The organism is Phormidesmis sp. 146-20, assembly GCF_052939475.1.
The window spans coordinates 1-26,082 of the sequence record NZ_JBJPHT010000056.1 but is presented as its reverse complement, the minus strand read 5'-3'; the positions used below and the strand labels follow the sequence as shown (position 1 = coordinate 26,082).

Below are 26,082 nucleotides of genomic sequence, written 5' to 3'. Positions count from 1 at the left end.
CCCAAATCTCCAACTTCAGGAAACTTTAAGACAAAATCTTGGTTCAAATTCTTCAATCGCCAGGGATTTACAGAGTGTTCTCGAACTGATAATCGCATTTATTTTCTCAGCGATCGGGTGCCTTTACTCAATTTAGCTACATTTCAATTTGGCTGAATTAATTTGAAACTGCACCCCAACAATCTTGTTCTTTCCGGGTAGCTCTTGTGCCCCCAAAATGTAGCCTTCCTGCTTTAACTCTTCAACCGTCCGCCAAAAAATCTGGTTATTTCTAGAAGAATTGCTGCCTAATAAATCTAAGTTCTTGAAAAGATATTGCTTAGAAATAATCACATACTGTCCTTCTTGAGGTGTATCCCATTTCATCCGGCTTGCTAGATAAACCAGCAGCTTTGTTTTGTAATCACTTTTGGCGTTGCTGCCGATTTTTTGAGTGATGTCAATACTGTTTGCAAATAAAACACAGTCTCCCGTGCGGGCTGGGCCATCAAAAAATTCTAAAGAAATCGTATAAACGTCTGCCAATTCGTAAGTGTAGTCAGCAGCTTTGCTGAGATCAAAATCACGCGGCACATGATCAATTTCATAATCTTTGATTCTTAAAACACTTTTGATCATCACCTTGGCACCCATGTTTTGATTGCCTTTCTTGAAGGATTGAGCTAACACTAACTCAGTCCGGTGGAGGGCAACCAAATCTCGATTGAGTTGCGATCGCAGCTTTGACGCAAAACCTCCATCTCTCGTGCGGGTGTAGCCCAAAATCGTCAGCAACTCATTAGATCGAAAGGTAACGATCGGCCCATTTCCCTGCTCGGCGGCCAGCTTGTAAAGATAGAGAACGATCGACACTTGTCGAGGATTTAAAAAAGTCATCAACGCCATAAATAGCCGCTGAATCTTGCGATCCTGAATCTTTTCTAGCCCTTTGCCAACGCCCTGATTGGTGCAAACATTGAGGTCAAGATTGGCATATTCCGTCTTTAAATCATCCCACTCTTCGGCTGAGAGATTTTCTAACGGCACCCGTCGAATCACCGTCAACTCACTAGAATCGTTGGGATCGGCTTCGACGCGCATTTCGAGATAGTACCCGTCTGCGTCAGAGCGCAAGATCGGCAACTGCATGTCTGGATTTCTAAGGGAGGCGGCAGCCCTGGGCAACACTCGCATGAGTTGTCCGTCTACCGGGAAGGTTGCCTCTAATTTTTTCATCGATCGGCGAAACGTGATGGGTCAGGGGTCACTCGTTGCAAACAGAACGCATGACGCTACATATCCTGCATTACTCGTGGGGATTTGTCCAGCAGTTTACGCTATATCTAGCGGCTCTCTGTTAGAGAAGAAACTATTCACCCTGTATGTGGTGAGTACATTCGATCTCATTCTATAACGCCCGCGTATGATTTTTGCAGCCGATCCTGTAACACGGGCGGAGGATCTCAACCTGTAACGCAGACGGATCTGAAGGGAACGATCCTGTAACGCGGACGGATGATTTGAGCTTACTTTCAGCGTCAGATCTCTGGAGGGGAAGATCGCTAATCGGTTTCTTTGGTCAGGCTTTTGGGCAGAAGTTCTAGAACGCAAGCGTCTGATTATAGCGTGTAACACGGGCGGATTTTTGTTCCCTAACGCTGTAACGCTCGCGTCTGATTTCGTCCCATAACCCCCGCGTCGAGTCAGCCTATAACGCTCGCGTATCTACGATCGTTGCCCCTTGAGGAACCCGGACTTGAGTGTTAATCTCTCATTCACGCCATTGGAGTCTTCGGGGAGTTCTCGAAACTACGGATAGCGTCTCTGATCCGATCTCGCGGGTCTATTCGAGTTTGACCTACCACTCAAATTTGGATCGGCAAGCAAAAACCTCTTTAGCGTCCCTACCACAGTCTGCCAAAGAGGTCTGAATGCAACCTTGTGATCCCAACGCAAATTGGGAGTCAATTTTTTATGCTCAATCATTGTATCAGGTGTCGTAATTCTGCGCCAGAGTTACGCCTTATTTGTCAACGCTCGATTGAAAAACGTCTCGTCTCAAAGGAGCAAGTCTGATGGTGAGCAGCCTCAGATCGGCTCCTGTGGGCACGATCGACCTCAACCCAATCTTCTTACCCAATCTGGCCGCATCTCATGAACAGGAGTGGTTAGACAGCGGTGTTGATCCCGAAATTATTCGTCTGAACGTCAAAACGCTGCACGACACGGCGATCGACCCGTTTACTCATGAAGTGTCTTACCCGATCGCAGAACATCTCAACTGGGCTGTGACTCGCTTTGGGCAACAGTCGAGAGCCAACGTTCGGGGCTGGTGGGTGAGCGGGATTGATCCGTTTGCCGAGTGGCAGCGGATGGATTGGGGACGGTTTAAGCCCGATGGGGAAACGCCTGTCTTCGATCGCGCCAAACAAAAGCCAGCTAAATACCTCAGTCCCAGTCTGGGTAAGGGATCGAGTCGATTGGTGCTGTTGGATGTGCCGGGGCATGTTTGGCGGAAGGTTGCTGATCGGTTTGGGTGTCGGGTGTCGGGTGTTGGGTGTCGGGTGTCGGGTGTCGGGGGTGAGGAGGCTCCTGGGTCTTTTTGGCGGTGGGTTTGGGAGAATAATATTCCGATCGTGCTGACGGAGGGCGAAAAGAAGGCGGGCTGTCTGTTGAGTCAGGGGTTTGCGGCGATCGCGCTACCGGGAATTTTTAGTGGCTATCGTCGAGATACGCGGCAGTTGATTGCAGAGTTGGCACACTTCGCCACAGAAGGGCGGTCGGTGCATATTTGCTTTGACTATGAGACCAAGCCGAAGACGATTCAAAATATTGTGTTGGCGACGGCTCGATTGGGGCAATTGTTGACGCGATCGGGCTGCGAGGTCAACGTGATTTCGCTCCCTGGCCCGCAAAAGGGTGTAGATGACTTTGTGGTAGCTGCGGGATCGCGTGCGTTTGAGGACGTTTATACCGCCGCCGCGAGTCTAGAAGTTTGGCAGGCTTCTCGGTTGTGGTCGCTGACTTATGCACCGACGATCGTACTGGATCAGCCGTATCTGAGAGATTTGCCTTATCCGACTTCTGGTTTGGTGGGAGTCAAGAGCGCCAAAGGAACGGGTAAAACAACCGCATTGCAGAAATTGATCAGGGGCGCGATCGCCCAAGGGCGAAAAGTTCTCGTAATCACGCACCGAATTCAGTTAGGAAAAGCCATCTGTCAAGGGTTGGGCATCGACTGGATCGAGGAATTACCAGAGTCGGAAACCCAGGGTCAGTTTGGGTATGGGCTGTGTATTGACTCGCTGCATCCTCACTCAAAAGCGCGGTTTAACCCCGAAGATTGGGAAGGCGCGATCGTCATTCTCGATGAGGTCGAACAGGTACTCTGGCACGCTTTGAATAGTGCAACCTGCTACAAACAGCGCGTCAAAATTTTAGAAACGCTGCAAGAATTGGCTCAAGTGGTTTTCTCGACGGGTGGCTTGCTGATCGCTCAGGATGCAGATCTGTCAGATGTCAGCATTGATTATCTAAAGGGATTGGCAGACGATGCGATCGCGCCCTGGATTGTGGTTAACCAATGGCAAGCCGAACAAGGTTGGAACGTTTCGCTGTATGACACCAAAAACGCTGCACCCTTAATGACGCGAATGGAAGACGTGATCGAAACGGGCGCTGTATTTGTCTGTTTGGATTCGCAAAAAGTTAAGGGAAAATGGAGTTCTAAGAACCTCGAAACTTATTTGCAGAGCCGTTTTCCAAACAAGCGAATTCTCAGAATTGACAGCGAAAGTGTGGCCGATCCTGACCATGCTGCTTACCGAATTGTTGATCGCCTTAACGAAATTTTGCCCAGCTACGACATTGTATTGAGTACACCGACGATCGGAACGGGGGTGTCGATCGACATTCGCGGCCACTTTAAAGCGGTGTTTGGCATTTTTCAGGGCGTGACTCCTGATTCTGAATCTCGGCAAGCTCTGGCACGAGTGCGCGAATCGGTACCTCGGTATGTGTGGGCGGCGTATTTTAGTCCGAGCAAGATTGGTAACGGAAGCTGTCACTATCGAGAAGTTGCCCAGTCGATGACCAAAGCCGTTAAGTACAACATTTCTTTGCTCAAAGATGTAGATTTTGATCTCGATGAACAAAGCGATCCGATCTCACTTCGCACCTGGGCAAAAATGGCGGCCCGTGTCAACGCTTCGCTGTGGAGCTATCGCAAAGAATTGCGGAATGGTTTATTAATGGAGGGACATCAAGTGACGGTTGTAACCGACGATGTTGCAAAACTGTTTGGACAAACCTTTGTCACAGGAGAAATGCTCAGATCGTTAGCGGACGGCAGCTTGCAGATTTCTGGATTTGAATTTTTGGGCTGGCGACACGACGCAGAAGGCACCGATCGCGTCATTCAATCGATCGCCCAAATCAGAACGCAAAATCAAAAAGCGGAAGCGATCGCCATCTCCGCGTCACCAGAACTTAGCGCTGCTGAATACGATGAACTCAAGGATCAATCTACACAAACGACACGCAAGCGACATAGCAAACGCAAACACGAACTACAACGGCGTTATCCAATTGAAATTACCCCAGAATTAAAACTCAAAGATGACGAAGGATGGTACTCTCAACTTCGCTTACATTACTACCTGAGTTATGATCCTGAATTCGTCAAACTACACGACATGCAGGAGCTTCAGGGACACCTCGATCGTGGGGATGGTAAGATTTCAGTTCAAGATCTCCGATTGCTAACGGCGCAGGTAGAAGCATTACGATCGCTCAAGATTTTAGACTTTCTCAGACCTGATGAAAAGATTCGTGCTAGCGATTCTGAAGTGCAGCATGTGGTCTCATTTGCGACGCAATACAAAGAAGATATCAAAACGCTGTTCAATATCACGATTACCGAGAAGTTAGCGCCGATGGCGATCGTGCAGGCATTGCTTGGAAAGATTGGTTTGAAGCTTACTTGTACAGGTCGAGATCAAGCGGCCGATGGGCGACGGGGGGGAGTGCGCGTTTACAAATACTATCCGCCAACGGACGATCGAGAAACTATCTTTGCCGAATGGGAAAAACGCGATATCTCTACGCTGCAAACCTTGATGGAAGTGACAGGCTGTGACTCATTTTCGGAGATGGATGATTGGATGCAACTGTCTGCCTGATCGCAACCTGGAATTGGATAGAGGACTCCTGATTGCGTTCCCACTATCCTGTAGGTATCTGACTCAAAGGAAACGGTATGCAGCGCTCTGATTCTCAAGATAAACTTCTGGCAGTTTTGACGATCGTGGCGATTTTGGGTGCGATCATCATTAACGGCATCTCTAATTTCTTCCCGATTAATGGGCTGAGTATTGGAGCGATCGCTAATACGATTTTTGCCAATGTTTTGATCACGCCAGCTAACTATGCCTTTGCAATTTGGGGTTTGATCTACACTGGGTTGATTGCGTTTGGCGTGTATCAACTGTCTGTAAACCGCCGTAATCATCCTCTGATTCAAAAAGTAAGGCTGCCGATTATTTGGGCTTCTGTTTTTCAGAGTATCTGGGTGTTTCAGTTCCAGTTACGCAACTATTGGCTATCTGTTGCGTTTATGGTGGGAATTTTGATTAGCTTGATCGTCGCTTTCTTGTCGATTCAGCAACATCAGGATTCTCTCTCTCGTTCAGAAAAGTGGTATGTTCAGATTCCCTTGAGCGTCTATTTTGGGTGGATTAGCGTAGCGACGATCGTCAATATTGCGTCTGCACTTTATGCCATCGATTGGGATGGAGGGGGAATTGCTCCGGCTGTGTGGACAGTGGTCATGGCGGTGATCGCAACCGTAATCTCAGCGGTGATCACGATTCGATACCGTGACATTGCCTTTAGCGGCGTAATTATTTGGGCATTGGTGGCGATCGCTATTCGTCAAAGCAGTCAAGTTGGAATCATGACCTCAATGATTGGACTGGCGATCGTCCTGGCATTAATCATGCTATTCACACAGGTCAAAAACCAAAAGCGGCACTAGAGAAATTCGGCGTTGCTGATTGGAAGGATGAATCTGTGAGAAGTGTCCATCTTTTCGCCCCCTAAATCCCCCAAAATGGGGGACTTTGAACATCGGATTTCTCTCCGCTTTCGGGCAATTCATCTCCTGATTCAGCAACGCCAGAAATCCTAATGAGAGTTGTCCAAAAAATCTCAGTTGAGTGATGCAATCTAACGAATTAAACTCAGAAAGTCACATAACTTTAGATTGCTCAAACTGATTGATTCAAACTACAGTCACACGGTAGTAGCACTTCGATAGTAAGCATTGCTTGTGTTTTGGGCCCCGTTTGCCACAATGCCAATGACATTCAGACGACTCATCGCCGCCGCCGCTTGGGTGACTTCATTGCGAGAGACTTGACCAATTCGCCCGACAAACAACGCCCCATCACAAAAAGAAGCCGCCAGCATCGCATCCACAATTCCCAACGCGGGAGGCGAATCGACAATCACCAGATCGTAAGACTGCTCAAACATCAACATTAACTCACGCATCCGTTTTGAACTGAGCAACTTGACGGGATCAGTGGGCGCAGGGCCCGCCGTTAAAACAGAAATTGAAAGATCGCTATAAGTGCTGGCGGGTTGAATCGCATTTTGACTCAGGGCCCGATCGCTCGACAACAAATTAGAAAGCCCCTGTTCATTGGGCAATTCAAGCTGTTTGTGCAATCCCGGACGGCGCAGGTCGGCATCAATTAACAACACTCGCTGGTGCAGTCGAGCAGCACTGATAGCTAACCCTAACGCGATCGTTGATTTTCCTTCTCCTGCTAATGCTGACGTGATGACAATCGACTTGAGGGGACTGGCGATCGTCAATAGCTGAATGTTTTTGTATATCAAATCCAACGATTCGCGGAACGGTGCCCAATGAATCACTTCTAACGGCGAAGGCGTAAGAGAAGGCGATTTCTGGAAAGGTGCAATCTCGTTCAAGGGCACTTCTGGCACCAGTCCCAATAGTGGAAACGCCACCTGTTTTTTGAGATCCTCTGACGTACGAACAGCATCATCCGCCGCATCTCGTAAAAAGGCCGCCACACTGCCCAACATCAAGCCCGCAACCGATCCCAGTAGTAGATTCCGTAACCAGCTTGGGCCAGTTTTTCTACCTAATTGAGGTGGCTCAACCAGTTGCCAATCAAAGCCACCGCGGGCGATTTCTAGCCCTAATTCTTGTCTCGCTTTGAGAAGTTGCTGTAGGGTTTCACGATTGACTAACACATTAGGCTGGAGGCGATTGTATTCTGCCAGCAGACTGGGGAAGCGTTTTAACTCAGCCCGAAGTTGAGCTTCATTATCAGTCAAACTGCGATCGCGCGCTTGGGCAGCCACCAAATTTACCTGAGCCTCGACTAGAGAACTGGCAAACTTCAAGTCATTTTCTCCAAGCTGTCCGGCGGCGACTAATCCATCGGCTGAAGGTGCAAGGGCAGCAGTTTGAGGGCCGAGAATACGCTGAACTTCTTGCCGCAAAAGGGCTAATTGTTTTTGTCGCTGATCGACGACCTGTTGCACAAAGGGCGCTTTGTCTTTGAATCGCGTTCGCTCTTTAACAATAGCAATCTCAGATTTTTGAATCTCATTTAACAAGGACTGATAGCGAGGTGACTGGCTGAGTCGGGCAGCAATGGCGGCTTGTTGGGGCGATCGGGCAAGCTGTTGTTGAAGTGCTCCATAGCGGGCTTGCAGATCTTTCAGGTCGGCTCGATTTAATCGCTGGTCTTTTTGCAGAGAACTCAACGCTTCTACCAGTGATTTAGATTGCAGTTCGGGATCAATTAAATCTTGCTTTTTGCGAAACTTTTCTAGTTCTGCTTCTGCTGTATTGACTCGCGCTTCTACTTGTGGAATTTGATCATTAATAAATGACAATCCCTTAGTGAGCCGCAGCTTTTGTTGTTCTAAATTGTACTGTTGATAAACCTGTTGAATCGCCTGTAATACGTCCTGTGTCTTTTGGCGATCGCTGTCGATATAAACAATTTCAAAAATACTGGTTCCAATTTTGTCGTTGCCCTTTTGTTCTAAAACCTGACTGACCGTTAGATTATTTTTTAACTGATCAACCTCGATATCTCTGTAGCGTGGCTCTAGCTGATCGACCGCTCGTTGTAAAAGCTGCGACGATCGCATTAGATTTAGCTGGGTCGCGTTGTCAATTTCGACATTGGAATCGGCAAACGAAGGCGTTCCGGTTGTGCCTGTGTCAGTTTTACGGCTGCGATAGTTTGACTCGATCATCAACTGCATCGAACTGCGATAAGTCGATTTAGAAAACAGCGTAAAAACTCCTGATATCAGTACGGTCGCTCCCAAGATTCCGATTACCCACCAGCGCCGCCGAACTAAGACCGCCAGCAGTTGTCCATAGCCTGGATCAGGTTCGGACATCAATAAGTGTGAATTGCTCTCAGCCACGACTCGGAACTCCTTTCATTAAAAAACAGGGATTGCTAATCACCAAAAACGCCTTGAATCACACGATCGACCGACTCAAAAAACACTGGCTCTGAAAAATGGCTCAACGCATGTTCACGAATGTTGCGATAGTTCCAGGCGATCGTGCGAGCGTTTAACAGAGCGGCATGAAGGGCTTCGGGGGTTTGTGATTTAAAGAAGACCCCAGTCGTACCGGGCACTTGAGTATCGAGCACGCCTCCTGCTCCATAGGCGATGACGGGCGTTCCGCTGGCGTTGGCTTCGATCGGAACTAACCCATAATCTTCTAGCGCCGTGACAATCACCGATCGCGACTTAGCCATCAGTTGTTTGCGCGTTGCGTCTGTGACATGACCCAAAAATTGAATGTTATTCATGGCGCGGGCTTGCAGTGTCTCCCGTTCGGGCCCGTCTCCGGTGATCAGCAGTGACCAACCAAGCCAGTTAAAGGCTTCGACAATCACATCAATGCGTTTGTAGCTCAACAGTCGAGCCGATGCAAGATAGAAGTCTTCTTTCTGATCTGAGAAGGTAAATTGATTGCTATCGATCGGGTAGTTGATCACCAAAGCAGGTTTGCCGTAGACTTTATTGATCCGACGCGCAACGATACTAGAGTTGGCAATATATAAATCAGGTTCTTGAGAATAGCGCAAATCTGCCTGACGCATCCACTGAAACACGCCTTCTAGCAAGGGATAAAAGCGCTGATAGGCTGTGTATTCTCGCAAATAGGTTTTGGTATCCCAGAGAAATCGGGTCACATTGTGGCAAAAACAAACATGTTTGGCATCTGGACGTTTTCTCACCCCTTTGGCAAACGTGGTACTACTGCTGATAATCAAATCATATTCGCGCAGATCCAGCGATCGAAAGGCTGAATAATACAAGGGCGCGAGCAGCTTAAAATACCGGGACGCATTCGGAACTTTTTGTAAATAAGTTGTGTGAACGACACGATCGCCTAAATCGATCGAATGCTGGGGATCATATAAAGACGTAAACACATCTGCGTCGGGATAACGCTTACAAAGCAGTTCAAAAACGCGCTCTGCACCACCGCGCTGGGTCAAATAGTCATGGACGAGGGCTACTTTCATGACTCCATTGGAAATAAAAACAGTGGCTTTAACAGAGCCAAAATAGGCAGGGGGCAACCGAAACGATCGCTGCAAGACAAAGGACTTTAGATGCCGCAAAATTTGTAGGCTGCTCAAACATCTGTCGATCGACCTTGTTGTCTAACGCTAAACTGGCAGCCAATCTCACAAGCTTTTGACCTGGACTATTGAAACAGCCACTTAAAACAATTTCGACAAAGCAACGAGACACTTGTCATGGGCAATCCCAATTCCTTATTACTACAAGAGCTGTAAAGGCTTAAAACTCAAGCAATACTTGAACAATGTGTCTAAAGTCCAGCGTTCAAAGTCCTTTACCCAATCTGTAGCAATCAAAAAGTAATCAGGTATCAAGCGCTATTTTCGTCTGTGATCACACCACAATCACTCGGTTAAAAAATAACGATTCATCGCCATACTCTAATTTCGATGGGCTTCGCGTTCATCTTCCGATCGACGGAGATTGTAGAGAGCAGCTTTCTGCGGTTCTAATCCTCTTCTAAAGCATCGCTTCGCAGATCACCTGGCTCATTTAACATTTGGGGAGTCACAGCCGGGTTTTCGACAATTTCTCTGGCATCGCCGACAAATCCTCCCGCGTAGACGAGATCTTGGGGGTTGACGGTTTCTGGGACTGGTTTCTCTTGATGGTTGGGGGCAGGCGGTTTAGAGGTAGGTTCGCTACTCATTAACGGTCTCCAAAACATAGATGACACGAACCAGAGTAGAAGAACGATCGCCCCACATCACCCCTCCACAGTAGGAAATAGTCTTTACAATACAGGTGTAGAAAGGTACAAAACCAAAAAGAGAAATCATCAACAAGCCACCGCTTGAAGTTCCGATTCCTCTTTCATGTTCTATAACTGCTCTAACATTGAATTCAGGTTCAAACCTTCTCGACCGCGCTAGTTTTTCTTGAGGCGATCGATTTCTTTTTGGAGTTCTTCGATTTGGCGGCGGAGTTCTTCGGCTTCTGGGTTGTTGGCAGGATCGACGGGAACTTCGACTGATCCTTCTGCCCCGGCGCGGGGATAGTTGCCCTGACGAATTTGCTGAAAAGCGGACGAAACTGACCATTCTTGGAGATGGCGCACTCGCTCAACGGTAAACGGATGGGTGAGAAAAATGCCGTCAGAGACATTGTTGTAGAGCATGAATTTGTAGGCCTGATTGAGACCGTCTTGATCAAGCGCCTGGTAGCGATCGCTCTGACGAATAAATTCATCTACGCTGACTTCATTGGCATATTTGCTGCTGCCGCCGGACAGTTTCATCATGGTTTGCAGCACGGGTCTGAGGTCGTCCATCACTAACAGGGCGGCGCGATCGGCAGAGAGTTCTGCTTTGTGTGACCATTCATAAAAAGCTAATAGTAGACCTGTACTGATTAGACTGCTCAAACCAAAGGTCATGTCTGCGAGTCCCGACAAAGCCATGCTCACCCAGATGCCCATTTGTGTCAGCGTCGTGTGACCACATTTAAGATGTCCGAGTTCGTGGGCGAGTACCGATCGCAGTTCGACTTCGCTCAAGAGATCCAGAAGTCCGGTATTGAGCACCACACAAGGACGCTCTTGCCCCAGGGCGTAAGCATTCACCAACGGCGCTTGTGACACAAATAGAGTTGGCTCTGGATGAATGTCTAAATCGCGCAGACACTCGCGAAAAATCTGATAAACGCTGGCGTATTGGCGCGGGCCGACCTCAATGCTGTTGCCCATCAGATAGACAAATCGCGGCCGCTCGTAGACAAACTCGACAAATTTGCGAGCCACTAGATCAAACCCAGGGACACTGCGGAGCGCCTGTTCTGCTTGACTATCGAGAGGATGCCGGAAGGCGCTGCTAGAAATTCCAATGTAGGTGGGCATAAGGTCAGCGTTAGTTTCGCAAATTTTGTAATGTATTTGTCTGTTTTGAGCCGGAGGGTCGCCCTTATAATAGCGGAGTCGTTTCTTCGTACAAGACCATGCTCAAGCTCCGTGTGTCTTTGGCGATTGTTCTTTCCACTACTATTTTAGGCGGCGTTTTGCTGAGTGCCCCTGTCAACGCCTGCTCTCACACTGCCAATTCGACAGGATTTGGCTCCAAAGATAAGTCGTCTGCTCCGTTTGGCAAGTCTGCTGAACTAGGTCGATCGACTCCTTCTAATCCATCCAGCAACACGATTCAAGCAAACCTCAATTCGTTTGGGTCACCCACTGATCTAAAAATTGCGGGAGCAGGACTGTTGGCGATCGCGGGATTTCTAGGGTTGGGACTGGTGCAAAAAGCGCGTCGTAAGCCAGACACTAAGCTGGATGAGATGTTGACAAAGCACCCAGAGTTTGAACACCCTGAACTTATGCTGACAGATATTCCGAGAGAAGGCTGCGCCTCTGAAAAATCAGAAGCCTTTTCTGTTCGTTAAAGTTTGCGGTTGGTTGTAGCGCTCAAGTTTCCTTGTACCCGGAAAAGTTGCCCTCTGGCAGTCATGTTGGGGGGTTTTTGTTGGCGGGTTTTGATTCGTCGATCGACCACTTAAAATAGAGTAGGGAGAAGGGATTTTGTTTCACACTTCACCTGTTCTGATTTATGAATAATTGCATCTTGATGGCCGAAATCATTCAAGACCCTCAACTTCGCTATACGTCGGACAACCAGACTCCGATCGCTGAGATGCGCGTGCAAATTGCGGGGCTGCGTCCGGATGAGCCACCTGCAACGCTCAAGGTCGTCGGCTGGGGCAATCTGGCACAAGAGATTCAGACAAATTATCACGAAGGCGATCGGGTGATTATCGAAGGTCGTCTGGGAATGAATACGGTCGATCGTCCGGAGGGCTTTAAGGAAAAGACGGCTGAGATGACGGTGCAGCGAATTCACAGTCTGGTTGGGGTTGAGATTGGGTCGTCTTTTAGTGCAGAAATGGGCACTACCACAAAGCCTGCTGGGGTGGCTCCGACGACTCCACCTGCTTCGACTCCACCTGCTTCGACTCCGCCTGCTTCGACTCCTAGAGCGACAACGAAAGCTAAAGTTCCGGCGGCTCCTGCTCCGATCGATCAGCCAGAGTTGGATGATATTCCGTTTTAAGGAGAATTGATGGCTTTGGAGGTTGGGCAGGTAGTTGTTAAGGTTTTTAGTCCAGGATCTAAGGCCTAAAGCTGGTTGACTGAAGAAAGCCTTAAAACTCTTATTTGTCAGGCTGGCGAATGCTGTTAGCGTCGCAAGTGCCTTCGGCAACGCGCCTAGCGGAGCGAAGTCTGCCTCCGCAGACTAAACTTATTCAAGGTTTTATTAATCCGACGTGAATTCGATGAGAGTTTTTTCGCTTCGTTGTTCACGGCTTCTGCCCCCCAACCCCCCAATTTTGGGGGACTTTAAGAGAGGAATTCTGGTTCAAAGTCCCTCACTCGTGGGGGATTTGGGGGGCGTTTCTGGATCTAAAAGCGAAGCGAAGCGTTCATCGAACTGACGTTAATCCGCGAAGGCAAATTTTGTTTTGTTAGCTGCGATTTTAACCGCCAAGCAAAAAGTTTTGTCAGTTAACCAGGGTCTAAAGTCTTAAAAGTCTTATTTTTCGCTGAATGTCCAGGCTTCGTTCCAGTTTTCGGGGATGCCTTGTTCGAGTAGTTGATGGATGCGATCGAGGTATAAGCTTGCAGTCTGGTCGGCAGGATTGAAGGCTAACACTTGCTCAAAATTGGATTTTGCATCGTCTAAAGCGCCCTTTCGATAACAGTCGATGCCTTGCTCAAAGGGGACTTGTGTTTGTCGTTTGAGATGTTGGACTTCCCTGGTTTCAGCGTCTAGGACTTCGTAGATGGCGATCGGCTCGTTGCGACCTTTGACGATGACGCGATCGAGAAATCGGGTTTGATAGCGATCGGAGTTGCTGAGATGGTCGAGGGTTTGCCCTGAGATCACCATCGAAACGCCGTAAAATCGGGTAAGTCCTTCTAGACGAGAGGTGAGGTTGACGGTATCCGAAAAGGCATCGCCTTGAATTCGATTGTCTTCGCCGACCATGCCTAACATCATGTGGCCGACGTGGATACCGATGCCAACTTGGATGGGCTGATCGCCTCGATTTTGGCGCTGTTCGTTGTATTCCTGGACGCGATGCTGTTTGGCAACTCCGGCAGCTACGGCATCATCGGCCCCTTCGGGAAAAACAGCCATCATGCCATCGCCGAGAAATTTGACGATAATCCCGTAGTGATTGCGAATTTCGGGACTGACGCGCTTGAGGTAGGCGTTGACAAAGTTGAAATTTTCCTGCGGGGTCATGGTTTCTGAAATGGTGGTGAACGATCGAATGTCACTAAACATCACCGCCATTGTTTTGCTGACATAATCGCCGAGTTGCACATCGGTTACAGTTTCTTTGCGTAAAAATCGCAGATATTCGGTTGGAAAAAATCGCGCAAAGGATTGATTGAGCCGTTTTAATTCTTGCTCACGAGTGTTGATGGTTTTGACCATTTGAGTGAAGGTTTTGGCCAGTTGTCCGAGTTCGTCAGGGCGATCGCTCACATCACTCAAACTCTCTAGTTGAAAGGCATTTTGTTCGACTGCGACGGCTGCTTTGGTGAGCTTATCGACTTGTTGAATGTAGAGGGCTTGTCGCTCATTTTCTTGACGCAGCAGGGATTCGGCTTCTTGGCGCTTGAGTAGATTGTTGTAGGCTCTGGAATGGTAGCGAATCCGGGCGACTAGCTCGACGCGATCGGGCAGTTTCACTAAATAATCATTTGCGCCAAGTTCAAACGCTTGGGCTTTGATCAGCGGGTCTTCTTTACTCGACAGGACAATCAGCGGCACGTCGTAAGTGGGGGCATCGTGCGATCGCAAAAACTGCACCAGCAGCAAGCCGTCGATCTGAGGCATGACCAGATCCTGCAAAATTACGGTGGGACGGCATTTTTGGGCAACGGCGATCGTTTGTAGAGGATTGTCGCAATAGTGAAACACAATGTCATTTTCTGGAGCCAGCATTCGCTGCACCGCTTCGCTAATGATCGCTTGATCGTCAATTAAAAGAACGGTAATCGGATCACTCATAGAAACGTCAACGCGAATAGGAACGAGATAGAGTCGTTGCGATCGCTTCAGGCGTTAGGACATCGACAGCAGCCTTTAGCTCGATCGCCGCTTTGGGCATTCCATAAACCACACAGCTTTCTTTATTTTGAGCAATGGTGTACCAGCCTCGCTGTCTCAAAGCACTCAATCCGGTGGCTCCGTCGCGTCCCATTCCGGTCAGTAAAATGGCAGTGCCTTTGGTTGTCCAGTAGCGCGCCACGCTGTTAAAAAACACATCGATCGAGGGACGATAGGGATATTCAACGGGAGATTGGGTGTAAGTCAGCGTTCCGTTAGACTGCAAACATAAATGATCGTTGGTGCAGGCGACGAGGATAGTCCCTCTTTCGGGACGATCGCCCACCATTGCTTTTTTGACCGGAAGCGGCGTTTCATGACTCAGCCAATCGATCAAACCAACCGCGAACTGTGCGTCTACATGTTGCACAATCACGATCGCGGCGGCAAGATTTATCGGCAAGCGAGACAAAATTGTAGCGAGGGCTTTGGGCCCACCTGTTGAGGCTCCGATCGCAATCAAAGCGGAAGTCGATCGTACCTGAGAAGAAATGGGCGCAAAATCAGATTTGTCGATCAGCTTCTCGATTGTGGCAATTTTATGTAGGAGTGTCTGAGCGGCTTCGGGGGGTTCTTGGCTGCCCAAAATTGGCGTATTCACCGCATCGAGTGCCCCCTGTCCCATCGCCTCAAACACTTTGGCGGAGCTTTGTTGCACATTGGCAGTCACAATCAGAATGGCACAGGGCGATCGCTGCATAATTTGACGAGTCGCTTCCACGCCATCCATTTCAGGCATGATCAGATCCATCAAAATCAAGTCAGGACGGTCTTTGGCGCATTGAGCCACCGCTTCTATTCCTGTTTTGGCAATCCAAGCGATCTGATGTGGAGCCTTTAACAAAACTCGCCGCAGCGCTTCGATCGCGATCACCGTATCGTTAACAATTGCGATTCTCATGATGGTTGTCCGATCAGATCGACGACTGCTTGAATCAAGGTATCGTCATGAAAACTACTCTTGGTTAAATAGTAATCTGCTCCGGCATCTAATCCTTGAAGTCGATCGTCTTCGCGATCTCGATAAGAAACGACAATCACGGGAATCGATCGCAGTCGAGAATGGGCTTTGATCTGTTTGATTAGCTCGATTCCATTCATTCTAGGCATATCAATATCGCTGATGACTAAATTGTAAGTGTGACTGCGGACAGCATTCCAGCCTTCCATGCCATCGACGGCGACATCAACTTGATAACCCCGATTTTCGAGTAGTTTGCGTTCAACTTCGCGCACGGTGATTGAGTCATCGACAACTAGAATTTTTTTGCGCCCAACGGTTGTGGTCTTTTGGCGAGGGGTGACTTGTCCCGCTTCGAGCAGAATGTTGGTCGATCGCACTAAATCAGAAACATCTAAAATCAAGACTAGCGATCCGTCACCCATCAAGGCCGCCGCGCTGACATCTTGCACTTTCCCCAGGCGGGCATCTAGTGGACGAACGACTAGTTCTTGTTCTCCGAGACAGTGATCGACGATCAATCCATAAGTCGCTGACTGTTGGCTGATCAGGACGACCCACAGCGTATTAGAAGGAGCAATCGCAGGTAAATTGAGAACTTGAGCCAGGGACACTAAGCCGACGTTTTTATCATTGAAGGTGAAGTATTGGCGGTTTTCGGCAACGGAGATTGAAGTGCGATCGAGTTCTACAATGCAATCAATCCGAGACAAGGGAAACGCATAGGATTCGCCAGCAATCTCGACGAGCAGCGTCCGCACAACTGAGAGCGTCAAGGGGAGTTGAAAATGAAAGCTAGTTCCCTTTCCTAGATGAGAAGTCGCCCGAACCGTTCCGCCAACTTCTTGAGCCATTGTTTTGGCAATATCTAATCCGACTCCGCGCCCGGAGAGTTCTGTTACTTGTTTGGACAATGAAAACCCTGGTAAAAACAGAAACTCCATCAGTTCTGCATCGCTCATCTGACGGGCAACTTCTGGCGGGGCAAGATTGCGACGAATCACCTGCTGACGAATTTGACGCGGATCAATCCCTCTGCCATCGTCAGACACCGTAATCGCCAGTAGGCCGCCCCGATGAAAGGCTTCGAGTTGAATAGTGCCTTCGGGAGGCTTTTGGGCTGAGATTCGGGCTTCGGGTGATTCTAATCCGTGGTCGATCGCATTCCGTAAAATGTGAGTCAGGGGCGCTTCTAGCTGTTTGAGAATGTCGCGATCGACTACAGTGGATTCGCCCAAGACATTTAGTTTTACCTGTCTGCCAAGCTGACGAGCCAGGTCGCGCACCATACGAGGAAAGCCCTGCACCCCATCGACAAAGGGCCGCATCTGTGATCGAATCACTTCGCGATAGAGACGATCAGACAAGTTATCAGTGCGACGAATATAGTCTTCGAGTTCTCCAATGCGATTGTTTAATAGGTCTCGACAATCTTGTTCTTGACGACGAGAGCGATCGAGCAACGGTTCATTAACGTCGTCGTTTAAAGTCTTTTGTTGAAGTGCTTCGAGGGTTTTAGACAAGGCAGCTTGACGCGATTTTAATTGTAGAAGCGAGTCTGCAAAAGGTTGTAGCCAATTTGCTGCAATCATCGATTCTCCAGCGAGTCCGACAATCCGATTCAGGTTTTCTGCACTCACCCGCACAACTCGATCGCGCATCGCATTGTTATCGTCGGACTGATCGGACTGTTCTAGAACATTGGGAGTAGTAGAATTATTGTCGTTGTCTAAGCGATCGAGCGATTGTAGAACAGTAGACTGTGGAACATTGAATTGTAGAACATTGAGAGTAGTCGGAACGGCTTCAATCTGTTGAACTTCGACCTGTTGAACAATGGGCGCAGAGTGAACTTCGGTGGCATTAAGCGCTGATCGAACGGCTGCAAATTCAGCATTGTGTTGTTCGAGCCATTGAGGAAGTTGGGCTTCGGGCGTTTGACTGAGTGTTTGCAGCAAATCAACTCCGCGAAACAGGATATCGATCTGATCGGGCGTTAGCGTCAAGGCTTGACTCTGAGCCGCTACAAAACAATCTTCCATATCGTGTGCCAACTCAACGGCAGCATTCAAACCTACAATCCGAGCCGCCCCCTTGATCGAATGGGCAGACCGCATCAGAGCTTCGAGTTCTTGAGTTGAATCAGGTTGAGCTTCGATCGCAATCAAACCATTGTTCAGTCGAGTGGCTTGTTCCTCTACTTCTTGCCGAAACAACTCCATTAAGGACGCATCACTTAGAATGGGCGCAACTCCTTGCGGGTGACTCGAAGAACTTGCTGGCTCAGGCTGAGGTTCACTAGAAGACGGCGGCAGAACTGTTGTAGAAGCTGGAGAAGGCTGTTCAGCCGGATGAGGTAGATTGAGTTCGATCGCACTTTGAGCGCGTACAAAATCTTCGGTATGTCGAAATAGCCATTGAGTCATCTCAGCATCCTCAACCTGGCTGACTTCCTCTAACAAATTGCTGGCATATTGTAGAGAATCCAGCTTCGCAGAACTTAATTGGAGTGAATGATTTTGGGCTGCGATCAAACTAGCTCTCATGGTTTCGGCTAAGTGAGCAACCATCTCAAGTTCGACCAGGTAGGCTGCTGCTGCGATCGTGTGTAATGCTCTGATCACAACATCAAGTTGACTGTTTGTCGGGTGTTGTTTGAGTGCGGTTAGACCCTGTTTTAGACCTTCAACTTGAGTTTTTGTTTCTTGACGAAACACATCGCGCATTGAATAATCGCCCATCACACTAGCCCCCGATCGAGCCGATCAATTAACCGTTCGGCATCCAGATAGCTTACAGGTTGATTGTTCCATTCCAAAATGCCCTGAGTGTAAGTGTTGGCTCTGGTAATCACGATCGGCGCTTCTCGAATGTTACTTAAGGGAACGCGATAAATCCCCTCTACTTCTGCGATCGGAAACACCCACTTGCGATGATCAACGCCGACAACGAGCATTCGTTCTGCATCAGGACGGACTTCACTCGCTGCTTCTAAGCCCAAAAACTGCTGCAAAGAGGCACACAGTAGAATCTCACCTCGAATGCTCACCAGCCCCAAAAAAACCTCATTACTTCGATGGGGCAGCGTATGAATAGCAGTCGGATGAATGACTTCCTGGAGCAATCGCACCGAAAAAGCAAACCGCTCCTCACCTAGCCGAAACACAATCAGCGACAGCGTTTCTTCATTAGACTTGAGACGATCAACCGTCGATTCAGCCGCAATTGTTTGAGTAGATTGGGCAATGTCTGCGATCGCAACCTCCCGTTCGAGTAAGCTGCGTCCAGCCATCGAATACACCGAACAGTTGCGACAATGTAAAACGGTGGCTAGTCGATCGCACGATCGGTCACCTTCCACACCCATGTGATTCCAACAGTCGATCGTGCTTGTTGAATCCTGTGGAACCATCATCACACTACACCTTAAATTGAGAAATTTCACGCTGTAAGCCTTGTGCAGCATCGTCCAACTGAGTCAGAGCGTAATTGGTTTCCTGAAGTGATTGAACTGTTTGCTGAGAGGCTTCGCTGAGTTGAGCGATCGCGGTACTAATTTGTTCTGCGCCTCGATATTGCTCATCCATACTTTGGCTAACTACCTCAAACCGGGGCGCTAACCCTTGAACATCGGTGATAAAGTTGGCGATCTGAGTGCTGACAGTGCCGACTTCTTCAACATATTGACCCACCTCTTGACGAAATTTGTCTACCTCCATGACGCTAGTAGAAACAGATGACTGCATCTCTTTAACCATCTGCTCAATTTCTAACGTGGACACCGCAGATTGATCTGCTAGTCGGCGAATTTCTCGCGCTACGACCGCAAATCCGGCTCCGTATTCTCCGGCTTTCTCGGCTTCGATCGCCGCATTCAGTGAAAGTAAATTAGTCTGAGCCGCCACTTTTGTAATAGTTGTCACCACGTTGTTAATGTTATTCGCCTTGTCGTTCATTACGTTTAACTTTGATGAGATCGAATTCGTTGAATAGACTAATCGCTGCATTGCAGATTGGATTTTATCTAGATTTGTTTGACTGTTGGAAGCACTGAGGGTCGTGTTTTGTGCCGTTTTTGCCACATCATCCATCGACTTGGCTAAATCTCCTGAAGTCATCGCAATTTGTCGAGCGGTTGCATTCACTTCATTCATGGAGGCAAACTGTTCGTTAACCGTCGCTTCTAGTTGTCGTCCGGCGGCTGCGATTTGTGTGGTAGAGGTGCTAATTTGGATGCCCGATCGCTGTGCTTGAGCAATTAAAGCATTCAGGCTATTTGTCATGTTTTGAAACGCGGTGAGCAGTTGTCCGATTTCAGTGTCATCTTGATGCGCGGCGACCCCTTGCGGGTAACTCGAAGAGATCGATTGTGTCAAATCTCCATCTGCGACCTGTTGCGCTACTTTAGAAACCCGATCAATTGGTTGAGTAATCTGACGGTTCAAAATCACGCCAATTAGCGCCAGCAGCACAACTCCTACAGGAATGCCATAGAGTAAGCTATTCAAAGTTCGACGAGCCGAGTTGTCTGCGGCCTGCGATCGCGTTCGTAATAACCCTTGTTCTTCTGCTTTCATCCGACCAGTCAGATCGCGAATTTGATCCATTAATTGCTTGCCCTGTCCCGATCGCACGACTTGCAAAGCAGCATTGCTACCTCGCGTTTGTCGCAGTTGAATAGTCGTCTCTAGTTCAGATAATTTTTGGGTAATCACAGGCTCCAGTGTTTGAAGATAGGCCTGTTGATTAGGGTTGTCTTTAATCAATGCCCGAATGCTTTGGAGCCGATTTTGAATGTTCGATCGGGCCTGATTGTAGGGAGCCAAATAGCGAGTTTCATTGGTCAACAAATAGCCCCGCTGTCCGGTTTCGGCATCTCTGACCATCGACAAAATTCCTTCTAGCTCACTCAACACCTGATAAGTATGTTCTTCTTGACGAGCGGCTGATATAAGCTCCTGAGTTCCGCGAAAGGCAACTAGCCCGATCGTTGCAAAAACAGTCAAGCCCAATGCAAATCCGACTCCAATTTTAGTTCCAATATTCCAGCGATTTAACATTCACCAACCTGCTCACCAAAATTGAGTTCTAGGATATCGTTCTTTTTCAAAAAATAAATCCATCGTAAGGCAGCAAATCACGCTAAATTCTCATTTCAGACCCCGCTTTAACCAAATGAACTCTTGTCTCTCAATTAAAATAAATACTACAAGATTATGGATTAAGAATTCGTTGGATTCTTGCCCTCAAAAGTATTGCCGTTGACGTATCTCCCTGTTGTTCTTTTAACAAGGCTAAATGAATGAGTGCTTCATAGAAACTTGAATTTAAATACAACGCTCTTTGAAACGATCGCTCTGCTCGTTCCAAGTCATTGAGTTCTTGATAGATCTCACCTAACAAAAGGTGGGCGTGAGCATTGCTGCGATCGTGGCTTAAACAAGCTTCGGCAAGATTAGCAGCCTCAATCAGTTGTCCGCGATCGGCGAGTTGTTTTGCTCGATCAAGCGCTGAAATAGGCGGTGGGACTGGCAGTTTTGCAGTGGGTTGCAGGGCAATGTTTGGGGTCGGCTTTTCACTAATTTGGGCAGGTTGAAACGTGGCTAGATTTTGTTTTTGATAGGCAAAGGCAGACGGATAACGCATCGACACATAGGATTTTGCAGTAATTTGAGAAGTCTCGGCAGCACCTACAAACAATAACCCTGACTGCATCAAAGCTCGGTCTAAGTGTTCAAGAACTTGATTTCGGGCAGTTTGATCGAGATAAATTAGCAAATTTCGACAAAAGACAATGTGATACTGATGTAGCAATAAGGCAGAATCTAAAAGATTTCCTTGTCTAAAACGAACGGTCTCTCGCACCCACGATCGCACTTCAACTCCGTCTTTAACTGCTTGAAAATAGCGCTGATTGATAGAATACTCGCCTCGAAAAGATTTTTTAGAATAAGTCGCGCGGTTTGCTTTTTGTAAGGCTTGTTGGCTAACGTCGATCGCATCAATCTGAAACTGAGCGGCTGTGAGTCCTGATTCAAATAGGGTGATCGCGATCGAGTAAGGTTCTTCTCCAGTCGAGCAGGGCACTGATAAAACTCGTAATAAGGGCCGCTTCCCTAAAGTTTGAACAAGTTGAGTTTTAACAAACTGACTGAGACAAACAAAAGGCGCTTGGTCGCGAAAAAACCACGTCTCTGGCACTACTACTGCTTCGATCAAGGCTTCAACTTCTTGGGGCGAGGTCTGTAAACGATACCAATAAGCTGTTAGATCGGACAATCCACACAGGGTTCGGCGCTGGTTGATTGATCGAGCGATCGTGTTTGACCCGATACTTGCGGCATCTAATCCAATCTTTTGCCTCAGCATCGTTTCAATTTTAGTTTCAATGCTGGTTTGTGACATTAGCTTGTGCGTTCTCTCCAGCAATCAAAAAGGTGTGTTGAACTTCAGAAATAAGTGTTTCCCAATGAAATCGTTGAATCATTCTATCTCCATTGATCAAAATTTCACCCAAATAGGGCGCATGATGAAGCGGCTCGATCGGGCTAAGTTCCGTATCCGCCTGAGACAACGTTTCTGTGACTCGTTCGGCTAACAATCCCAGCAGACGATCGCGCTGATCTTTGACCATCATGATTCGGGTACTGTAACGCGATCGACAGGGCGTATCGACTATCAAGCTGCCTAGATCGATCACAGGCACGATCGAGCCGCGATAATTAAACACACCTGCCACATGGGAAGGCACCCGATCCAGCTTTCTCAAAGTGACGATCGCAATCACCTCGATCACTTGAGCACTGTCGATCGCGTACAGGTTTTCCCCAGCTTGAAACAGCAGCATGAGCATTGTTTTTACCGCCTTTAGAATCGTTCTGAACCTAGGCGGTTTTAAACTGATTTGAAACCTATCTTAGGACTGAAATTTAGAAAAATTACTTTCATAAACTTCTATCAATAGACATCCTGCATGAATAGAATTTTCGATGTCACCTGCTGCTTAGGTCTTGCTCCGTTTGGGTCGGCTTGTGCCCCCTAAATCCCCCATTCTGGGGGACTTTGAAACCGCAAGTCTTGGCTCAAAGTCCCTCACTTGTGGGGGATTTAGGGGGCGTCTCCGAATCCGCGCAGGAGGTCTACTGAATCCAATTCTACTTGCTAATACTAACCCTTCTCGAAGCTGCACTCTTTTGATGCCCTCTAACCTCCCTTAAGATCCATGCACTTCACAAAAAGCTGGAGTGAGCTTCAAAAATCAAGTCCAAAATTCTACTCGCTGTTTTGCAAACAATTTGGTTCACCGTTACCAATGTTTATATCTAAAGAAGGATTTTGTTGTCATCAGCATGATTCAGAAGTAGATTTTGCGGTACGGTATGGATGTACTCGTTACTACTAGCAGCGTTTTCAGCAAGTTACAGTCAGCCAACCACTCTAATCGTGACTACTATCGGACGTTCTAAACACAGCGAAAATCGATTGTTTTTGAACATGGTTGCGGGTGGGACAATGGGACTCCTGACCGTAGTCGCGAGCGCCTCGTTTGGGACGGTAATTTTTTCGGGCGATCTGGCGAATGCACTCCCGTTTGGTCTGGGATTGTTGCTGTTTAGCTCAATAATTATTAGCGCGATCGTTGCTTCATTAAGTTCTTATCCCAGCGTCGTTGCCACCGTTTCAGATACCTCGATCCCCGTGTTGGGTCTGGTCGCTCGTCAGATTGTAGATTTGATGCCGGGTGCGTCGATCGAAGCCAAGTTGTTGACGGTGGGGGCGGCGATTGTATTGAATTCGGTCGTGGGTGGCGCGGTGTTGATGGCGCTGGGTCAGTTCAAATTGGGGGGCTTGATTCGCTTTATTCCCTACCCAGTTGTAGGCGGTTTTCTGGCGGGGACAGGCGTTTTACTGATGCAGGGTGCTTTTAATTCGCTCAATGGCGTGGATTATGACCACCTGACGTTTTCTATGTTTTTGCAGCCCAATGTGTTGTTTCAGTGGTTGCCAGCGATTTTGTTTGCGACGGCGATGTTTCTATTGCCCAGGTTTGTTGAGCATTTTCTACTACTTCCTGGGATTATTGCAGTTGCGATCGCGCTCTTCTACCTCGGACTGGCTCTCACAGGAACCGCGATCGAACAGGCTAATGCTCAACAATGGCTACTGGGTACAATTCCCTCTGGTCAACTGTTTCGCTTCAACACAATTTCGACGATTCAATCGGCAAACTGGGGCGTTGTCTTTCAGCAGATTCCCAGTCTGGCGGCGCTGTGGCTGATTGAGTCGCTCTCTCTACTGCTAAATGCAAACGGGATTGAACTGCTGGCAGGACGAGACTTTGACCTCAACCGTGAACTAAAAATCGCAGGAGCCGCCGCGATCGTCTCTGGAGCAGGGGGCGGCGTGAGCGGATTTTCGAGTGTCGGAGAAACAACGCTGGCACAAAATCTAGGTGGCACAGGGCGGCTTGTGGGCTGGCTGATTGCAGGCATTTGTATGACCATGTGTTTTGGAAACGCTGCGGTTTTATCATACTTCCCAAAGTTCATCCTGGTGGGCATTCCATTGTTGTTGGGGGTTGAATTTTTTTACGATTGGATCTATCGCGCCTGGTTCAAATTTTCTCGATCGGACTACTGCATTATTTTGCTGATTGTGTTGGTAACGGCGACAGTTGGTTATCTGCAAGGGATTAGTGTGGGACTGATTGCGGCGATCGTGCTATTTGTGATCAACTATAGTCAGCTTGCGGTCACAAAGCGCATTAGCTCTGGAGCCTACTATCACAGCAATGTCCTGAGAACACCCCAAGAACTCGACATTCTCGCCGCAGAAGGTGAACAGATTTATGTCTTAGAACTACAAGGCGTGATCTTTTTTGGCACTGCTACTAAGCTACTCAACCAGATTCGCAGTCAACTCTATTGCACTGAGGATCAGCGGACGACTGATGTCACGATCGACCCCATCCGCTATGTGATTCTAGATTTTCGTCTGGTGAGTGGTCTAGATGCGTCAGCCGTTCTGAGTTTTGCCAAACTTAAGCAGCTTGCAATGCAGCAGCAAGTTCATTTACTGTTTACACACCTATCTAAGGATGCGACTCAGCGATTAAAGCAGGGCGATTGTCTAGATGAAGCCGACCCATTGTGTCATGTGTTTGCCGATGTCGATCGCGCGTTGGAATGGTGCGAAGAACAAGTCCTCAAAACCCATCGGCTCAAAAAACTTGGATCAGATTCGCCAGAAACAACCCTACATCAATACCTCAAAACGACGTTTGTTGACCCTACTCAGGTCGATCGCTTAATGTCGTACCTCAAGGTCTGTGAGTTTGCAGAAGGCGAGTATTTGTTTCATCAAGGTGATCCCTTTGATGGGCTGTACTTTGTCGGATCGGGCCAGGTGAGCGTTGTTCTGGAACTAGAAAGTGAACAAACAAAACGCATTCGCACTTATACGATCGGCAATACGATCGGTGAAATGGGTCTATATCGTCAAGCCGATCGCATGGCTTCTGTGATCGCAGACAAACCCAGCACTGTTTACTTTTTATCGACCGAAGCATTCCATACGATCGAAGCCTCTGATCCTATACTTGCTTCAAACATTCATCGATTTGTCGTCAACCTACTAGCCGAGCGTCTAGAACATCGAGAACAAGAACTAAAAAATCTATTACAGTCGTCGTGAAGGGTTCTCGCTCAGATGATAAATTCGCAAAGCCCCCTAGATTCTCCACAAGTGAGAGATCCAGTCGATCGCAAATTGATATTGTTTCGTTGATTGTCGGATTTCGACCCCCCTAAAGTAAACCCAACAGCTTGGAGCCAGCTAGAAATATTCATTTGCGATCGACTGAATCTTCTACAGTTGAATGGTCTTTTTGTCGTGCAATTCCTCCAAATGTATGAGTGAACCAGCGCCCATGACAATATCGAACTTCATCAGAGAACGTTGAACTTGATAGCCCAATAACACGCGAATCACTTGATATTCAGTCGTCAAATCGCTCGTGCCATCCCATTTGAGATAGGCCAGTTGATTTGAAGCAACTTCACTCAATTGTTCAACAAACTCTTCAATACAATCTCTCACGTCTGAGAGAATGCCAGAGGGCATAAAAATCAATCGCTCTTGCAAATCCAACGTAACGGTGACTTGGTATCGTCTCACTAACGAGCATTGCAACTCAAAGCTAAACAAAACCGAGTCAGGAAGGTGTCTCCTAACGGCCATGTTGTTTTGTCTTCTCTGTTTAGTTCAAAGAGGATGGGAGCGCAGACGTTTCAAACGCTCCCGCAGGGTATGAAGTATATGCAGGATCTTGATTCCAACCTTTCAAGATCCCATCGCAAAGCAGACGTAGTA

At 48.0% G+C, this 26,082-nt stretch carries 18 protein-coding genes; 5 read left to right on the top strand and 13 right to left on the bottom strand.

The genetic code is table 11. The annotated features are described in order from the left end of the window. Positions 1–132: 132 nt before the first annotated feature. The gene (locus ACKFKH_RS28380; protein ID WP_446861718.1) at positions 133–1,215 is read right to left on the bottom strand and encodes a hypothetical protein; all 1,083 of its coding nucleotides are present in this window, start codon (positions 1,213–1,215) and stop codon (positions 133–135) included. A gap of 839 nt (positions 1,216–2,054) precedes the next feature. Between ACKFKH_RS28380 and ACKFKH_RS28375 the strand changes: the two genes are divergently transcribed. Both ACKFKH_RS28375 and ACKFKH_RS28370 read left to right on the top strand, forming a co-directional pair. Continuing rightward, positions 2,055–5,159, top strand: a complete 3,105-nt coding sequence (locus tag ACKFKH_RS28375; RefSeq protein ID WP_446861717.1) for a plasmid replication protein, CyRepA1 family — start codon at positions 2,055–2,057, stop codon at positions 5,157–5,159. Positions 5,160–5,236: 77 nt separating this feature from the next. Beyond that, entirely contained in the window at positions 5,237–6,013 is a 777-nt protein-coding gene (locus ACKFKH_RS28370) for a tryptophan-rich sensory protein (RefSeq protein ID WP_446861716.1), read from the top strand. Positions 6,014–6,270: 257 nt separating this feature from the next. On the opposite strand, the gene ACKFKH_RS28365 is transcribed toward ACKFKH_RS28370, so the two are convergent. From ACKFKH_RS28365 to ACKFKH_RS28350, 4 genes are all read right to left on the bottom strand, one after another. Beyond that, positions 6,271–8,433, bottom strand: coding sequence for a GumC family protein (locus ACKFKH_RS28365; RefSeq protein WP_446861715.1), 2,163 nt, complete (start codon positions 8,431–8,433; stop codon positions 6,271–6,273). A gap of 62 nt (positions 8,434–8,495) precedes the next feature. Then, positions 8,496–9,698 (bottom strand): glycosyltransferase, encoded by a 1,203-nt coding sequence (locus ACKFKH_RS28360; RefSeq protein WP_446861714.1) that lies wholly within the window; start codon positions 9,696–9,698, stop codon positions 8,496–8,498. Positions 9,699–10,090: 392 nt separating this feature from the next. Beyond that, positions 10,091–10,291 carry a hypothetical protein gene (locus ACKFKH_RS28355; protein ID WP_446861713.1) on the bottom strand — a complete coding sequence of 67 codons (201 nt, stop codon included), beginning with the start codon at positions 10,289–10,291 and terminating at the stop codon, positions 10,091–10,093. Between the two features lie 219 nt (positions 10,292–10,510). Then, on the bottom strand, positions 10,511–11,476 hold the full coding sequence (locus tag ACKFKH_RS28350) for a M48 family metallopeptidase (protein ID WP_446861712.1): 966 nt from the start codon (positions 11,474–11,476) through the stop codon (positions 10,511–10,513). Between the two features lie 98 nt (positions 11,477–11,574). Here ACKFKH_RS28350 and ACKFKH_RS28345 point away from each other — a divergent pair, with 98 nt between their 5' ends. Both ACKFKH_RS28345 and ACKFKH_RS28340 read left to right on the top strand, forming a co-directional pair. Continuing rightward, positions 11,575–12,015: a hypothetical protein gene (locus tag ACKFKH_RS28345; protein WP_446861711.1), complete on the top strand. Its 441-nt coding sequence runs from the start codon at positions 11,575–11,577 to the stop codon at positions 12,013–12,015. A 164-nt stretch (positions 12,016–12,179) separates the two neighbouring features. Continuing rightward, positions 12,180–12,680, top strand: coding sequence for a single-stranded DNA-binding protein (locus ACKFKH_RS28340; RefSeq protein ID WP_446861710.1), 501 nt, complete (start codon positions 12,180–12,182; stop codon positions 12,678–12,680). 480 nt (positions 12,681–13,160) lie between these two features. On the opposite strand, the gene ACKFKH_RS28335 is transcribed toward ACKFKH_RS28340, so the two are convergent. From ACKFKH_RS28335 to ACKFKH_RS28305, 7 genes are all read right to left on the bottom strand, one after another. After that, complete coding sequence (locus tag ACKFKH_RS28335; RefSeq protein WP_446861709.1) at positions 13,161–14,651, bottom strand: adenylate/guanylate cyclase domain-containing protein; 1,491 nt, start codon at positions 14,649–14,651, stop codon at positions 13,161–13,163. 7 nt (positions 14,652–14,658) lie between these two features. Beyond that, positions 14,659–15,651 carry a chemotaxis-specific protein-glutamate methyltransferase CheB gene (gene cheB, locus ACKFKH_RS28330; RefSeq protein WP_446861708.1) on the bottom strand — a complete coding sequence of 331 codons (993 nt, stop codon included), beginning with the start codon at positions 15,649–15,651 and terminating at the stop codon, positions 14,659–14,661. Continuing rightward, a complete protein-coding gene (locus ACKFKH_RS28325; RefSeq protein ID WP_446861707.1) occupies positions 15,648–18,452 on the bottom strand; it encodes a hybrid sensor histidine kinase/response regulator in 2,805 nt (934 codons plus the stop codon). Before ACKFKH_RS28325 ends, cheB begins: the two co-directional genes overlap by 4 nt. Then, positions 18,452–19,126: a chemotaxis protein CheW gene (locus ACKFKH_RS28320; RefSeq protein WP_446861706.1), complete on the bottom strand. Its 675-nt coding sequence runs from the start codon at positions 19,124–19,126 to the stop codon at positions 18,452–18,454. Before ACKFKH_RS28320 ends, ACKFKH_RS28325 begins: the two co-directional genes overlap by 1 nt. A 4-nt stretch (positions 19,127–19,130) precedes the next feature. Beyond that, positions 19,131–20,771 carry a methyl-accepting chemotaxis protein gene (locus ACKFKH_RS28315; RefSeq protein WP_446861705.1) on the bottom strand — a complete coding sequence of 547 codons (1,641 nt, stop codon included), beginning with the start codon at positions 20,769–20,771 and terminating at the stop codon, positions 19,131–19,133. A gap of 154 nt (positions 20,772–20,925) precedes the next feature. Beyond that, the gene (locus tag ACKFKH_RS28310; protein WP_446861704.1) at positions 20,926–22,080 is read right to left on the bottom strand and encodes a CheR family methyltransferase; all 1,155 of its coding nucleotides are present in this window, start codon (positions 22,078–22,080) and stop codon (positions 20,926–20,928) included. A 16-nt stretch (positions 22,081–22,096) separates the two neighbouring features. After that, complete coding sequence (locus tag ACKFKH_RS28305) at positions 22,097–22,564, bottom strand: chemotaxis protein CheW (protein ID WP_446861703.1); 468 nt, start codon at positions 22,562–22,564, stop codon at positions 22,097–22,099. Between the two features lie 590 nt (positions 22,565–23,154). Between ACKFKH_RS28305 and ACKFKH_RS28300 the strand changes: the two genes are divergently transcribed. Then, positions 23,155–25,404 (top strand): SLC26A/SulP transporter family protein, encoded by a 2,250-nt coding sequence (locus ACKFKH_RS28300; protein WP_446861702.1) that lies wholly within the window; start codon positions 23,155–23,157, stop codon positions 25,402–25,404. A 174-nt stretch (positions 25,405–25,578) separates the two neighbouring features. Here the strand turns inward: ACKFKH_RS28300 and ACKFKH_RS28295 are convergent, their stop codons facing one another. Next, positions 25,579–25,950, bottom strand: a complete 372-nt coding sequence (locus tag ACKFKH_RS28295; RefSeq protein WP_446861701.1) for a hypothetical protein — start codon at positions 25,948–25,950, stop codon at positions 25,579–25,581. Between the last annotated feature and the right edge of the window lie 132 nt (positions 25,951–26,082).

Bases quoted from the DNA above. Each gene is read 5' to 3' on its own strand.
- ACKFKH_RS28380 (WP_446861718.1), bottom strand. From the start codon at position 1,215: ATGAAAAAATTAGAGGCAACCTTCCCGGTAGACGGACAACTCATGCGA.
- ACKFKH_RS28375 (WP_446861717.1), top strand. From the start codon at position 2,055: ATGGTGAGCAGCCTCAGATCGGCTCCTGTGGGCACGATCGACCTCAAC.
- ACKFKH_RS28370 (WP_446861716.1), top strand. From the start codon at position 5,237: ATGCAGCGCTCTGATTCTCAAGATAAACTTCTGGCAGTTTTGACGATC.
- ACKFKH_RS28365 (WP_446861715.1), bottom strand. From the start codon at position 8,433: ATGTCCGAACCTGATCCAGGCTATGGACAACTGCTGGCGGTCTTAGTT.
- ACKFKH_RS28355 (WP_446861713.1), bottom strand. From the start codon at position 10,291: ATGAGTAGCGAACCTACCTCTAAACCGCCTGCCCCCAACCATCAAGAG.
- ACKFKH_RS28350 (WP_446861712.1), bottom strand. From the start codon at position 11,476: ATGCCCACCTACATTGGAATTTCTAGCAGCGCCTTCCGGCATCCTCTC.
- ACKFKH_RS28345 (WP_446861711.1), top strand. From the start codon at position 11,575: ATGCTCAAGCTCCGTGTGTCTTTGGCGATTGTTCTTTCCACTACTATT.
- ACKFKH_RS28340 (WP_446861710.1), top strand. From the start codon at position 12,180: ATGAATAATTGCATCTTGATGGCCGAAATCATTCAAGACCCTCAACTT.
- ACKFKH_RS28335 (WP_446861709.1), bottom strand. From the start codon at position 14,651: ATGAGTGATCCGATTACCGTTCTTTTAATTGACGATCAAGCGATCATT.
- cheB (WP_446861708.1), bottom strand. From the start codon at position 15,651: ATGAGAATCGCAATTGTTAACGATACGGTGATCGCGATCGAAGCGCTG.
- ACKFKH_RS28325 (WP_446861707.1), bottom strand. From the start codon at position 18,452: ATGGGCGATTATTCAATGCGCGATGTGTTTCGTCAAGAAACAAAAACT.
- ACKFKH_RS28320 (WP_446861706.1), bottom strand. From the start codon at position 19,126: ATGATGGTTCCACAGGATTCAACAAGCACGATCGACTGTTGGAATCAC.
- ACKFKH_RS28315 (WP_446861705.1), bottom strand. From the start codon at position 20,771: ATGTTAAATCGCTGGAATATTGGAACTAAAATTGGAGTCGGATTTGCA.
- ACKFKH_RS28310 (WP_446861704.1), bottom strand. From the start codon at position 22,080: ATGCTGAGGCAAAAGATTGGATTAGATGCCGCAAGTATCGGGTCAAAC.
- ACKFKH_RS28305 (WP_446861703.1), bottom strand. From the start codon at position 22,564: ATGCTCATGCTGCTGTTTCAAGCTGGGGAAAACCTGTACGCGATCGAC.
- ACKFKH_RS28295 (WP_446861701.1), bottom strand. From the start codon at position 25,950: ATGGCCGTTAGGAGACACCTTCCTGACTCGGTTTTGTTTAGCTTTGAG.